Source organism: Rhodococcus sp. SORGH_AS_0301 (genome assembly GCF_030818285.1).
In the GTDB taxonomy this organism is placed as follows: domain Bacteria; phylum Actinomycetota; class Actinomycetes; order Mycobacteriales; family Mycobacteriaceae; genus Rhodococcoides.
The window spans coordinates 735,354-747,520 of sequence record NZ_JAUTAC010000002.1; the positions used below are offsets into that span (position 1 = coordinate 735,354).

Sequence of the window (12,167 nt, forward strand, 5' to 3'; positions counted from 1 at the left end):
CCGCTCACCGGCGGCGGAGCATCAGGGCCGCGGTGTCGAGAGGGTTCTTCGCCTCGCGGGCAGCGGCGACGGGGGAGTGCGCCATGACGACACCGGCGGCGCCCCACCACATCCCGGTCACCAGCAGCGCCCCGACGATGCCGATGCCTGTCGCACCCGCGGTGACCACGGCGGCGAGGGCCACGCCGGCGACCAGGGCCGAGCCCAGCCCCAGGACGACGGGACGCAGCCGACCGGGCACGACGAGCGCACCCGACGCGATCACTGAGGATGCTGCGACCACGCGGCCGTCGGGAAGTGCCGACGTCGCGATGTGATCGGACAGCCATGCCGACCCGGCTGCCGCGGTCAGGGTCGACCCGAGGCACAGCATGAGGATCGCGCCGATGCCGTACGGCAACTTGCGCACCACCGCGACCACCGTCAGCGCGGCGACCACCACCAGCACGGTCGTCACGTCGATGACGTCGAGCACCGTGTCGGCCGGGGCGTACAGGGCCTCGAGCGCGACCGACGCCGGTGGGTAGCGCACGCCCAGCAGCGGCAGGACGGCGTAGAGCACGACCAGTGCCGCCGCGGACACTCCTGTCAGTGCCCACCACCGAGGGGTGGTGCGTCGGGCGCGAAGCGCGATCTGTTGCGTCGTCGTGGTACTCACGGGTCCCCATGATGGCGCACGAGGCTGGCAGATTCCTGTGACCCGGCGCAGTGATTCCCGTGCGGCGCGTCAGCCTGCGAGAACCGTGTCGACTCCCGTGAGAATTCGATCGACGTCCGGGAGGTGGTGCCGCTCGAGGCGTGCCGGCGGGTACGGAACGTGGAAGCCCGTGACCCGCTGGACGGGTGCCTCCAGCGAGTAGAAGCACTCCTGCGACACCTGGGCCGCCACCTCCGCCGCGATGCCGAGGTAGCCCGTGTCCTCGTGCACGACGACGAGGCGCCCGGTCCGACGCACGGACCGACAGACCGTGTCGGTGTCCAGCGGTGAGAGGGACCGGAGATCGATGACCTCGAGGCTGTGGCCCTCGGACTCCGCCACCTCGGCTGCCTTCAGTGCGGTCTGCACCATCGACCCGTAGGCCACCACTGTCGCGTCGGTACCGGTGCGGCACACGCGAGCGGCGTCCAGCGGCAGATCGGGCGCATCGGTGGCCCATTCGCCCTTGTCCCAGTACCGACGCTTGGGCTCGAGGAAGACGACGGGGTCCTCCGAGTGCACGGCCTGCTGGATCATCCAGTACGCGTCGTGGGGCGTGCTCGGGCTGACCACGCGCAGGCCCGCCGTGTGGGCGAAGTACGCCTCGGGAGATTCCGAATGGTGTTCGACGGCTCCGATGCCACCACCGAACGGGATGCGGATGACCATCGGGGCGCCGATGCGACCGGCGGTGCGGTACCGGATCTTGGCCACCTGGGACACGATCTGGTCGAAGGCCGGATAGACGAACCCGTCGAACTGGATCTCGACGACGGGGCGGTAGCCGCGCAGCGCCATGCCGAACGCGGTGCCCACCATGCCGGACTCGGCGAGGGGCATGTCGAGCACGCGCTGATCGCCGAAGTCCTTCTGCAGTCTGTCGGTCACGCGGAACACACCGCCGAGCTTGCCGATGTCGAGGCCCATCAGCACGACCTTGTCGTCGGCCTCGAGGGAGGCGCGGAGACCTGCGTTGATCGCACCACCGAGGGTGCCCTTGACGTGGAGATCGGACGACGCGGTGGTCGCGCCGGCGCGGGAGAGGGTTCCGGTGGTCATCGCAGTGTCTCCTTCTGGCGGTCCACCACAGCGTGGGGTTCGGCGTAGACGTGGTCGAGCAGGGTGGACGACTCCGGATCGACGGCGGAGATCGTGGCGGAGCGGAGCCGGGCGGCGACGTCGTCGGCGGTCGCGGCGATGTCCTCGCGCACGGACGGTGTCAGGGCGCCCTCGCGGGTGAGCAGTCTGTCGAGGCGGTCCAACGGATCGCGCGCCGCCCACACGTCGCGCTCGGCGTCGGCGCGGTACCGCGTCGGATCGTCGGACGTGGTGTGCGGGCCCATGCGGTAGGTCATGGCTTCGATGAACGTGGGGCCTCCGCCGGTGCGGGCGCGGTGCGCGGCGGCACGGGTGACGGCGAGGACGGCGAGGGCATCGTTGCCGTCGACCCGCAGGGCGGGCATGCCGAAGCCGGCGGCGCGGGAGGCGAGCGGCAGCGGACTCTGCAGCGCGACGGGCTCGCTGATGGCCCAGTGGTTGTTCTGGCAGAAGAAGACGACGCCGGCCCCGAAGGAGACCGAGAACGACAACGCCTCCGAGATGTCGCCCTCGCTCGTGGCGCCGTCACCGAAGTAGGCGACCGTGGCGATCTCGGCACCGTCGAGTCGCGCCGCCATGGCGTAGCCGGTGGCATGCAGACCCTGCGCTCCGACGATGATCGCCGGGTTGGTGATGTTGTACTCGTCCGGATCCCAGCCGGAGTGCGCGGTGCCGCGCCACAGTGCGGTGAGCTTCTCCACCGGCACGCCTCGGCAGTACGCCACCGCGTGCTCGCGGTAGCTCGTGAAGATGTAGTCGTCCGCGGTGACGGCGTGGGCCGAGCCCACCTGGGCTGCTTCCTGACCCAGCAGCGGTGCCCACAGTCCCAGCTCACCCTGGCGCTGCAGCGCGGTCGCCTCGGGTGTCGATGCGGCGAGCGACCACCATGTCGCGGTACATGTCGAGCATGTGGGCGGCGTCGACGTCGGCGACGAGTCGCCAGTGCTCGGGGTCGTGCACTCGCCGGCCGTCGGGCTGGACGAGCTGCACGGGATGCGCGATGCGATCGCCCCGCGGTGATGTGTCCGATCGGGTCATGGGCTTCCTCTCCGCCGGTGCGCGGACCTCGTCGTGAGAGGAGGGCGCACAGTGTGGACGAGCCGTGTGTGGCTCACCTCACAGCATGCTCGCCTGACCGCATTGCGCAAGTGATGCGGACGAGAGTGAGCAACTCGCTCGGTGGTTGCCCCTCCGACACGCACAGAACGAGCAGGATGGGCATCGGGTGACGGTGTCGGACGGTCACGCGTAGCGGTTCCCGGCCGGTTGGCCCCGCTGGGGACGGGGAACAGCAGAGCATGTCCTCTGAGGCTCCGCTCTGGGTGTTCGCCGATCAGCTCGGCCCCCACGTCCACTCGTCCGAGGAGATGGTGGACCGCGACGTCGTCATCATCGAGTCGGCGCGTGCGTTGGGCCGTCGACGGGGTCATCGGCAGAAGGCGCATCTGTTGCTCAGCGGCATGCGGCACCTCGCGGACGAACTCGGCGACCGTGCCACGTACATCCGAGCCGACACCTACCGCGAGGGCCTCGCCCGCGTCGGGCGCCCGGTCGTCGTGCACGAACCGACGTCGCGGCGTGCGGAGGCCTTCGTCCGTCGGCTGGCCGACGAGGGTCTGGTCGAGGAGATCGTGCCGACTCCGACGTTCGCCCTGTCCCGTGCGGACTTCGCCGAGTGGGCGGGCGGCAAGAAGTCGTTCCTGATGGAGAACTTCTACCGAGAGCAGCGCCGCCGGTTCGACATCCTGATGGACGGCGAGAACCCGGTGAGCGGCACCTGGAACCTCGACGCGGAGAACAGGGAGAAGCCGCCCAAGAAGCGGACGACACTCGGTGTTCCCGAACCGTGGTGGCCGGAGGAGGACGACATCGACGCCGGTGTGCGCGCGGATCTCGACGCCATGGACGTGGACTGGTCCGGCGAGGACGGACCGCGTCTCTTCGCCGTCACCGCAGCTGAGGCGGCGTCGGCGCTGAAGACCTTCGTGGCCACCCGTCTCGCCACGTTCGGTCCCTACGAGGACGCCGTGATGGCGGCGGACTGGACCATGTCGCACTCGCTGCTGTCGGTGCCGTTCAACCTCGGTGTGCTGCACCCGTTGGACGCGGCGCGCGCCGCCGAGCAGGCCTACCGGGACGGGACGGCACCGCTGGCGAGCGTCGAGGGGTTCGTACGCCAGATCCTCGGGTGGCGCGAGTACGTGTGGCACCTCTACTGGCATCTGGGCGAGGACTACATGCGCACGAACGCGCTCGACGCCGACACCCCGCTGCCCGGATGGTTCCAGACCCTCGACGCGGAGGAGGTCACCGCGGCGTGTCTGTCCGACGCCCTCGCCGGCGTGCACGATCGCGGGTGGGTGCACCACATCCCGCGCCTGATGATCCTGGGAAACCATGCGCTGCAACAGGGGTACGACCCGCGGGCGCTCACCCGGTGGTTCACCGAGCACTTCGTCGACGGGTACGAGTGGGTCATGCCCGTCAACGTCTTCGGCATGAGTCAGCACGCCGACGGGGGAGTGATCGCGACCAAGCCCTACACGTCCGGCGGCGCGTACATCGACCGCATGACCGACCACTGCAAGGGCTGCGCGTTCGACCCCAAGAAGCGGGTCGGGGAGGACGCGTGTCCGTTCACGGCGGGGTACTGGGCGTTCACGCACAAGCACCGCGAGCGGCTGGCGAAGAACATGCGCACGCGCCGAGCAGTCAGTTCGATGGAGCGGCTCGGCGACATCGACGAGATCGTCGAGCAGGAGCGGCACCGGACCTCTTTCTGAACTCGAGGTCGACCTCGAGTTCGTTGACCCTGAAAGCCCGTCACCCACTGCGCATGCCTACTATCTGAATGATGCGGGTCACAGACAAGGTCGCCATCGTCACGGGAGGTGGCGCCGGTATCGGCGCCGCCCTCGCCACTGCACTGGTCGAGGCCGGGAACTCGGTCCTGGTCGCCGATCTCGACGGGGCGGCCGCCGATGCGGTCGCCGCGCGACTGGGGGAGCGGTGCATCGCCGTCGGCGGCGACGTCGCCGACGACGCGGTGATCGCCCAGATGATCGAGCGGGTCGAGGAGGCGTTCGGGCCACTCGACATCTACATCGCCAATGCCGGGACGACGGCAGGGATGGGGCTCGACAGCACCGACGCCGCCTGGGACACCGCGCTGTCGGTCAACGTCCTCGCCCATGTGCGCGCTGCGCGCGTGGTGATCCCGCGATGGATCGAGCGCGGAACGCACGGCTACTTCCTGTCCACCGCGTCCGCGGCGGGCCTGCTCACCCAGATCGGATCGGCCACCTACTCGGTGTCCAAGCACGCCGCCGTCGGCTTCGCCGAATGGTTGTCGGTCACCTACGGCGACAGGGGCATCGCGGTGAGCTGCCTGTGCCCGATGGGCGTCAACACGGCGCTCCTGAACTCGGGCTTCGACAGTGACGCCGAGGGTGCCTCGGTGGCGGCCTCCGCCGTGACCGGCGCCGGCACCGTCCTCGAACCGGAGGACGTCGCTCGCATCGTCCTCGAGGCGATGGAGACCGAGAAGTTCCTCGTTCTCCCGCACCCCGAGGTGCTCACGTTCTACTCGCACAAGAGTGCCGACTACGACCGGTGGATCGCCGGGATGCGTCGGTACCGAACATCTCTCGAGACGGCCGCACGGCCAGGACAGGATCGCTGACATGGATTTCGCGTACTCGGATCGGTGCAAGGACTACCAGCAGCGCCTGCTGGCGTTCATGGACGAGAAGGTCTATCCGGCGGAGGCGGTCTACGCCCAGCAGATCCTGGAGTCCGGTGATCCGCACTTCCAGCCGCCGATCCTCGAGGAGCTCAAGGCCGACGCGAAGTCGCGCGGCCTCTGGAACCTCTTCCATCCGGATCCCGCCTACGGCCCCGGTCTGACCAACGCCGAGTACGCACCGCTCGCGGAGATCATGGGCCGCAGCCCCGCGATCGCGCCCGAGGCCTGCAACTGCGCCGCACCGGACACCGGCAACATGGAGGTGTTCACCCGCTTCGGCACGGACGAGCACAAGGAGAAGTGGCTCGCCCCGTTGCTCGAGGGCACCATCCGCTCGGCCTTCGCCATGACGGAGCCCGATGTCGCCAGCTCCGACGCGACCAACATCGCGATGTCCATGGTGGCCGACGGCGAGGACTGGATCCTGAACGGCCGCAAGTGGTGGACCTCGAACGCCCTGCACCAGAACTGCAAGGTGCTGATCGTCATGGGCAAGACCGCGCCCGAGGCGTCGACGTACGAACAGCAGTCGATGATGGTCGTGCCGATCGACGCGCCGGGCGTCACCGTCCTGCGCGGACTGCCCGTGTTCGGGTACCAGGACCGCGAGGGTCACGCCGAGGTCCTGTTCGAGAACGTCCGCGTCCCCGGCAAGGACGTGCTCGCCGGACCGGGTGCCGGCTTCATGATCGGCCAGGCACGTCTCGGCCCCGGCCGAATCCACCACTGCATGCGTGCGATCGGCATGGCCGAGCGCGCACTGGAACTCATGTGTGACCGTGCGTCGTCCCGCGTGGCGTTCGGCAAGCCGATCGCGGCGCAGGCCAACATCCAGGACTGGATCGCCGAAGCCCGCATCGACATCGAGATGGCGCGCCTGCTCACGCTGAAGGCCGCCTGGATGATGGACGAGTTCAGCAACAAGGAAGCGCGCGTGGAGATCGCGGCCATCAAGGTCGCCGCGCCCGCGATGGCCCTCAAGATCGTCGACCGCGCCATCCAGGTCCACGGCGGCGGCGGTGTCTCCGACGACTTCCCGCTCGCCAGCATGTACGCCCACCTGCGGACCCTGCGTCTCGCCGACGGTCCGGACGAGGTGCACAAGCGGACCATCGCACGCACCGAGCTGGCGCCCTACCGGAAGATCGACAAGTGACGACGGGAACGACACCGGGCCTCGACGACGGTGCGGTCACGACGTGGATGGAGAGCCTCGACATCGGGGTCTCGGGGCCACTGACCTTCGAGCGCATCGGTAACGGGCAGTCGAATCTGACCTTCGCGGTGACCGACGCCGCGGGCAGCAACTGGGTCCTGCGGCGTCCGCCGCTGGGCACGTTGCTGGCGTCGGCACACGACGTCGCTCGCGAGTACCGCATCCTGTCCGCGCTGCAGGACACCGCGGTGCCCGTGCCGACGACGATCGCCCTCACCGACGACCCCGCCGTCACCGATGCGCCCCTCGTGCTGATGAGTCACGTCGACGGGTTGGTGGTCGACAGCCCGACTGTCGCGGAGACACTGTCGCAGGCACGTCGTCGGACGATCGGTGAGGCCATGCCCGCCACGCTCGGCCAGATCCACGCCGTGGATCTGGAGAGCACCGGCCTGGTGGATCTCGCCAGCCACAAGCCCTATGCCGCACGGCAACTGAAGCGATGGTCGTCGCAGTGGGCGCAGTCGAAGACGCGGGACGTTCCGGACATCGAGCGCCTTGCCACCGCGCTGGCGGCGTCGGCTCCGGAGCAGGCCGAGGTCTCGTTGGTGCACGGCGACTTCCATCTGAGCAACATCATCACCAGCGGAGCCGGTGAGGGAAGTGTCGACGATGCGATCGTCGCGGTGGTCGACTGGGAGCTGTGCACGCTGGGCGACCCGCTCGCGGACGTCGGTGCGCTGCTGGCCTACTGGTCGGAGGCCGACGACGACAACGCGGGCATGTTCATGTCCTCCACGTTGCCGGGCTTCCCGACGAGGAACGAGCTGGTCGAGCTCTATGCCGCCGCCACCGGCCGCGACGTCTCCGCGGTGGGGTACTGGCACGCCCTCGCGCTGTGGAAGCTGTCCGTCATCGCCGAGGGCGTCATGCGCCGGGCCATCGACGACGAGCGCAACCGGGCACGCGACGGTTCGCCGACGACGGATCTGGTGGACGGCATCATCGGCCGCGCCGTCGCCACGGCGGAGGAGGCCGGGATCCTCTGAGTGGGCTCCGCCCCCGTGCGCCTTTCGCGCACCCCTGGATACGCAAAAGGCGCACGAGGAGCGCCGGTCCTCAGGCGGGTCGGGTGAGGCCCAGTCGGACGACGAGACCGAGCACGAGCGCCCAGAAGGCCGAGCCGATCCCCGCGATCGCCACACCCGAGGCGGCGACCACGAACGTGATGGCCGCCGGCACCCGGTCCGCCTCGGTGCTCAACGCGGCGGCCAGCGATGCCGCGAGGGTTGCCAGCAACGCCAGTCCCGCAACGGTTTCCACGATGCCGGCCGGCGCGAGGGCGACGAGGGTCGCCAGCGCCGCCGAGGCGAGCGCGAGGGCCAGGTAGGACGCCCCGGCAGCCACCGCCGCGATCCACCGACGATCCTTGTCCGGGTGCGCGTCCGGCGCGGCCGCGAGCGCTGCGCTGATGGCAGCGAGGTTGACGGCGTGAACGCCGGCGGGTGCGGTGATCGCTGTGCCGACACCGGTGACGGTCATCGAGGCTCGCCACGGTACCGCGTAGCCGAAGGAGGCCATGACGGCCGTTCCCGGGATGTTCTGCGACGCCATCGTCACGATGTAGAGCGGCAGTGCGATGCCGATCAGCGCCTGCCACGTCCAGGTGGGTGCGACGAGGTCGAGGCTCGGGAGCAGCGATCGGGCGCCGATCTCGGTGTCGCCCGTCGTGAGCGAGATGCCGATGACCACGGCGGCGACGGCGAAGGCCGCCGGTACCGCCCAGCGCGGGGAGAAGCGCAGCAGCACGACCCATGTGACGACGACGGGGGCGACCGCCGCGGGATTGTCCGCGAGGGCCCGCACGGGTTCGAGACACAGTGGCAGGATGACGCCGGCGAGCATCGCCTGTGCCAGCGACACCGGGATCGCCGCGATGATGCGGCCGAGACCGGACCACACTCCGGTGAGCACGATCGCGATGCCCACGGTCACGAACGCTCCCACGGCCGCCGGCCATCCGCCGACCACCGCTCCGGTACCCGCGAGCAACGCGGCACCGGGTGTGGACCAGGCCAGTGTGATCGGGATGCGGTAGCGCAGTGCCAGACCGGTGATCCCGAAGGCCATGACGAGAGACATGGCGAACAGTCCGGACGCGGCTTGGGACTCGCTCGCCCCCACCGAGCGCAGGCCCGTGAGGACCACGGCGAACGAACTGGTGAAGCCGACGAGCGCCGTGACCACACCCGCGCCGATCGGCACGGCGAGGGACACCCGGCCGGGGGCTGTCACTGTCCGAGTGCCTCGACGACCGCGCGGATCTCGTCGGGGACCGGTGTCGGGCGGCGGGTCTCGGCGTCGACGTAGACGTGAACGAACCGTCCCGCCGCCGCCGGGGTCAGGTTTTCGCCGTCCACCCGGAAGATGCTCAGCGCGTACACGATCGAGGTGTTGCCGAGCCTCTCGACGGCGATACCCACCTGCAGGTCGTCGGGAAAGCTCAGTTGGCTGAGGAACCTGCAGGACGTCTCGGCCACCACGCCGATGGCCGGAAGTGTGCGGATGTCGAGGCCGGTGCTCTGCATGAGCCACCCGTTCACCGCGGTGTCGAAGTACGAGTAGTACGTGACGTTGTTGACGTGCCCGTAGTGGTCGTTGTCCTCCCAGCGGGTGGCGACGGGCCACAGGACGGGGCAGTCGGCTGCGGACGGGACGGTGCTCTCGGTCATGCGGGTGAGGATTCCATCCCCGTGCGCCTTTCGCGTATCCCAGGGTGCGCAAAAGGCGCACGGGGCGAAGCCACGGTAGTAAGTTGGACGGGACCAGTCCGTACCGCTCGCGCCAAGATCGCTCCGGTCGCGCCGATTCTCGGGAGTACACGCCGTGGTGATGCCCGTCCACCTTCGCGACAGTGCCGTACCCAAGCACGAGCAGCTCCGCGCGATCCTGCTGCACCGGTGCACCAAGGAACTCCAGCCCGGCGATCTGATGCCGAGCGAACGGCGCCTCATGGAGGACTACGGGGTCAGTCGGATCACCGTGCGCGAGGCCATCGGTCAGCTCGTCAACGAGGGCCACCTGGTGCGGGTGCGCGGCAAGGGCACGTTCGTCGCCAGTCGGCCCGTCCAGTCGAGGCTCCACCTGGCGTCGTTCTCGGAGGAGATGCGCGCGCAGGGTCTCGAACCCACCACGGTCGTTCTCTTCGCGCGGCTCGAGGATCCGTCGGTGGCCACCATCCGTGCGCTGGACATCGCCGCGGGCGGCAAGGCGTACCACATCAAGCGGCTGCGGCTGGCGGACGGAGAGCCCGTCAGCGTCGACGACGGGTGGTACGACGCCGCCGTGCTGCCGGGCCTGGTCGAACTCGATCTGAGCAAGTCCATCTACGACGCGGTGTCCTCCCACTACGGGCAGACCATCGATCGCGCCGAGCAGACGGTCAGCGCGACGGCGGCCGACAACGACACCGCGACGCTGCTGGGGACGAAGCGTGGGGCGCCGGTGCTGTACTTCGACCGGGTGTCGTTCAGCGGTGACCGGCCGATCGAACACACGGAGAGCTGGTACCGCTGCGATCGGTATCAGCTCACGATGGAGGTCCAGGGCGGGCGGCGGCCACAGCGTCGCTGACGTCCACAGCCGACAGCGTCGCCGACGCCGTTCGCTCGTACACTTCGGTCGAGGCGTTCCATCCGCAGATCGAAAGGCTCCTCCGTGCCCACTCCCCGTTCGCTCACCGGTCGCACCATCGTCGTGACGGGAGCGAGCGACGGGATCGGGCGCATCGCCGCGCGCACCCTGGCGGAACGCGGTGCGGAGGTGCTCGTCGTGGGCCGCTCACCGGAGAAGACCGCCGCCGCGGCCTCGGAGATCGGTGGTCGCGCGTTCGTGGCCGACTTCGCCTCGTTCGACGACGTGCGACGGGTCGCGGACGAGCTGCGGGATTCCGTCGATCACATCGACGTCCTGTTGAACAACGCGGGTGGAACGTTCGATCCGTCGAAGCGCACCGCCGACGGGCACGAGCCGAACGTCCAGATCAATCACCTGTCGCCGTTCCTGCTCACCCATCTGTTGCTCGACCGACTCGGCGGTACGGCGGGCAGTCGCATCGTCAACACGTCGTCCGTGGGCAACCTCGGTGGACGAATCGATCTGCAGGACATGGCCTACGACCGTTCCTCGCCGGCCGAGTTCCGCGCCTACTGCACCAGCAAGCTGATGAACATCGGCTTCACCCGCGGCGCCACGGAGCGGTGGTCCGACCGCGGCATCACGTCGGTGGCCGTCCACCCCGGAGCGGTGCGCAGCAACTTCGGCAACGCCAACGTCCTGTTCCGGGTGATCTACCGGACTCCGCTGAAGTACGTGGCCTCGATCAGTGCCGAGTCGGGCGCCGAGCCGTTGGTGTCGGTGGCCGTCGACAAGCCGGACGCCGAGGTCGCCGGGATCTACTACAGCCGCCACAAGGCTCGCGGTCGCACGAACGGGCAGGTAGACGATCCCGGCGTGGTCGACGGGCTGTGGAGAGAGTCGGAGAAGCTGGTCGGGCTGGCCTGACCCCGGCGCGTCAGAGGGTGAAGAGCGGCTCGCCGGCAGTGACGGACGACCCGACCGACGGCGTCGCGAAGGAGTCCGCGGCGGAGTCCATCACGACGACGGGGCACACGTCGTCGAATCCGGCGGCGGCGACAGCGGCCGGGTCGTAGCGCACGACGACGTCTCCAGCCGACACCGAGTCCTTCTCTGCTGCGACGAGTTCGAAACCCTCGCCCTTCATCGTCACGGTGTCGATACCGACGTGCACCAGCACTCCCTTCTTGTCCTCCGTCAGAACCACGAAGGCATGAGGGTGCAGCTTGAGGATGCGACCGGACACGGGCGAGTGGACGTCCACCATTCCGGTCGTCGAAGCGGGTCTGACAGCCACGCCGGCGCCGACCATCTGCGAGGAGAACACCGGGTCGGGGACGTCGGCCAGTGCGATGACGGTGCCCGCGAGCGGGCTGCCCACGGCGGTGTCGGTCACAGGATGTCGTCGATGTCCTCGGCGAGGGTGTCCGCCTCGGGCCCGACGATGACCTGCACGGCCGTCCCCTTGTGGAAGACCCCGTGTGCTCCGGCGGCCTTGAGAGCGGCCTCGTTCACGAGTGCTCCGTCTCGCACCTCGGTGCGGAGCCGCGTGATGCAGGCTTCGATCTCGACGATGTTCCCGGCTCCTCCGAGCCCGGCGACGATGGCGTCCGCCTTGGACATGCGGTGCTCCTTCCGCTCGGTGACCCGCCCCCGGCGCGATGCGATGCAGGTGGGCGTGCTCACACTTTCTGTTTGACATCAGGCTGCCACCTGGTCAAACTACAACTGGTTATGACCGGACAGTACCCGTGATGGAACCGGTCCACAACACACACGAGAAGAAGGTCGCCATGGCCGGCACGACTGCCACCGGGAACACCGCACCACAGACG

At 69.1% G+C, this 12,167-nt stretch carries 12 protein-coding genes and 1 pseudogene; 6 read left to right on the forward strand and 7 right to left on the reverse strand.

What is annotated here, in order from left to right; all coding sequences use genetic code 11:
• Nucleotides 1–4: 4 nt before the first annotated feature.
• The 3 genes and pseudogenes from QE397_RS04055 to pdhA form a co-directional block, all read right to left on the reverse strand.
• Nucleotides 5–658 (reverse strand): hypothetical protein, encoded by a 654-nt coding sequence (locus QE397_RS04055; protein ID WP_056448448.1) that lies wholly within the window; start codon nucleotides 656–658, stop codon nucleotides 5–7.
• Nucleotides 659–727: 69 nt separating this feature from the next.
• Complete coding sequence (locus QE397_RS04060) at nucleotides 728–1,756, reverse strand: alpha-ketoacid dehydrogenase subunit beta (protein WP_082544673.1); 1,029 nt, start codon at nucleotides 1,754–1,756, stop codon at nucleotides 728–730.
• A pseudogene (pdhA, locus tag QE397_RS04065) lies at nucleotides 1,753–2,833 on the reverse strand (pyruvate dehydrogenase (acetyl-transferring) E1 component subunit alpha). Before pdhA ends, QE397_RS04060 begins: the two are co-directional and overlap by 4 nt.
• Before the next feature lie 260 nt (nucleotides 2,834–3,093).
• Between pdhA and QE397_RS04070 the strand changes: the two are divergent.
• From QE397_RS04070 to QE397_RS04085, 4 genes are all read left to right on the forward strand, one after another.
• On the forward strand, nucleotides 3,094–4,578 hold the full coding sequence (locus QE397_RS04070; RefSeq protein ID WP_307091924.1) for a cryptochrome/photolyase family protein: 1,485 nt from the start codon (nucleotides 3,094–3,096) through the stop codon (nucleotides 4,576–4,578).
• Nucleotides 4,579–4,649: 71 nt separating this feature from the next.
• Nucleotides 4,650–5,477 carry an SDR family oxidoreductase gene (locus tag QE397_RS04075; protein ID WP_056448579.1) on the forward strand — a complete coding sequence of 276 codons (828 nt, stop codon included), beginning with the start codon at nucleotides 4,650–4,652 and terminating at the stop codon, nucleotides 5,475–5,477.
• 1 nt (nucleotide 5,478) lies between these two features.
• Nucleotides 5,479–6,696, forward strand: coding sequence for an acyl-CoA dehydrogenase family protein (locus QE397_RS04080; protein WP_027507258.1), 1,218 nt, complete (start codon nucleotides 5,479–5,481; stop codon nucleotides 6,694–6,696).
• Nucleotides 6,697–6,743: 47 nt separating this feature from the next.
• Nucleotides 6,744–7,745: a phosphotransferase family protein gene (locus QE397_RS04085; RefSeq protein ID WP_307097341.1), complete on the forward strand. Its 1,002-nt coding sequence runs from the start codon at nucleotides 6,744–6,746 to the stop codon at nucleotides 7,743–7,745.
• Between the two features lie 70 nt (nucleotides 7,746–7,815).
• Here the strand turns inward: QE397_RS04085 and QE397_RS04090 are convergent, their stop codons facing one another.
• The gene (locus QE397_RS04090) at nucleotides 7,816–8,991 is read right to left on the reverse strand and encodes a benzoate/H(+) symporter BenE family transporter (protein WP_307091927.1); all 1,176 of its coding nucleotides are present in this window, start codon (nucleotides 8,989–8,991) and stop codon (nucleotides 7,816–7,818) included.
• Nucleotides 8,988–9,428, reverse strand: a complete 441-nt coding sequence (locus QE397_RS04095; protein ID WP_027507255.1) for a thioesterase family protein — start codon at nucleotides 9,426–9,428, stop codon at nucleotides 8,988–8,990. Before QE397_RS04095 ends, QE397_RS04090 begins: the two co-directional genes overlap by 4 nt.
• A 157-nt stretch (nucleotides 9,429–9,585) precedes the next feature.
• Between QE397_RS04095 and QE397_RS04100 the strand changes: the two genes are divergently transcribed.
• Both QE397_RS04100 and QE397_RS04105 read left to right on the forward strand, forming a co-directional pair.
• Nucleotides 9,586–10,329: a GntR family transcriptional regulator gene (locus QE397_RS04100; protein ID WP_027507254.1), complete on the forward strand. Its 744-nt coding sequence runs from the start codon at nucleotides 9,586–9,588 to the stop codon at nucleotides 10,327–10,329.
• A gap of 84 nt (nucleotides 10,330–10,413) precedes the next feature.
• Nucleotides 10,414–11,259, forward strand: a complete 846-nt coding sequence (locus tag QE397_RS04105) for an SDR family NAD(P)-dependent oxidoreductase (RefSeq protein ID WP_222651174.1) — start codon at nucleotides 10,414–10,416, stop codon at nucleotides 11,257–11,259.
• A 10-nt stretch (nucleotides 11,260–11,269) separates the two neighbouring features.
• On the opposite strand, the gene QE397_RS04110 is transcribed toward QE397_RS04105, so the two are convergent.
• Nucleotides 11,270–11,728 carry a PTS glucose transporter subunit IIA gene (locus QE397_RS04110; RefSeq protein WP_307091931.1) on the reverse strand — a complete coding sequence of 153 codons (459 nt, stop codon included), beginning with the start codon at nucleotides 11,726–11,728 and terminating at the stop codon, nucleotides 11,270–11,272.
• Entirely contained in the window at nucleotides 11,725–11,955 is a 231-nt protein-coding gene (locus QE397_RS04115) for a glucose PTS transporter subunit EIIB (protein WP_027507251.1), read from the reverse strand. Before QE397_RS04115 ends, QE397_RS04110 begins: the two co-directional genes overlap by 4 nt.
• Nucleotides 11,956–12,167: the final 212 nt, after the last annotated feature.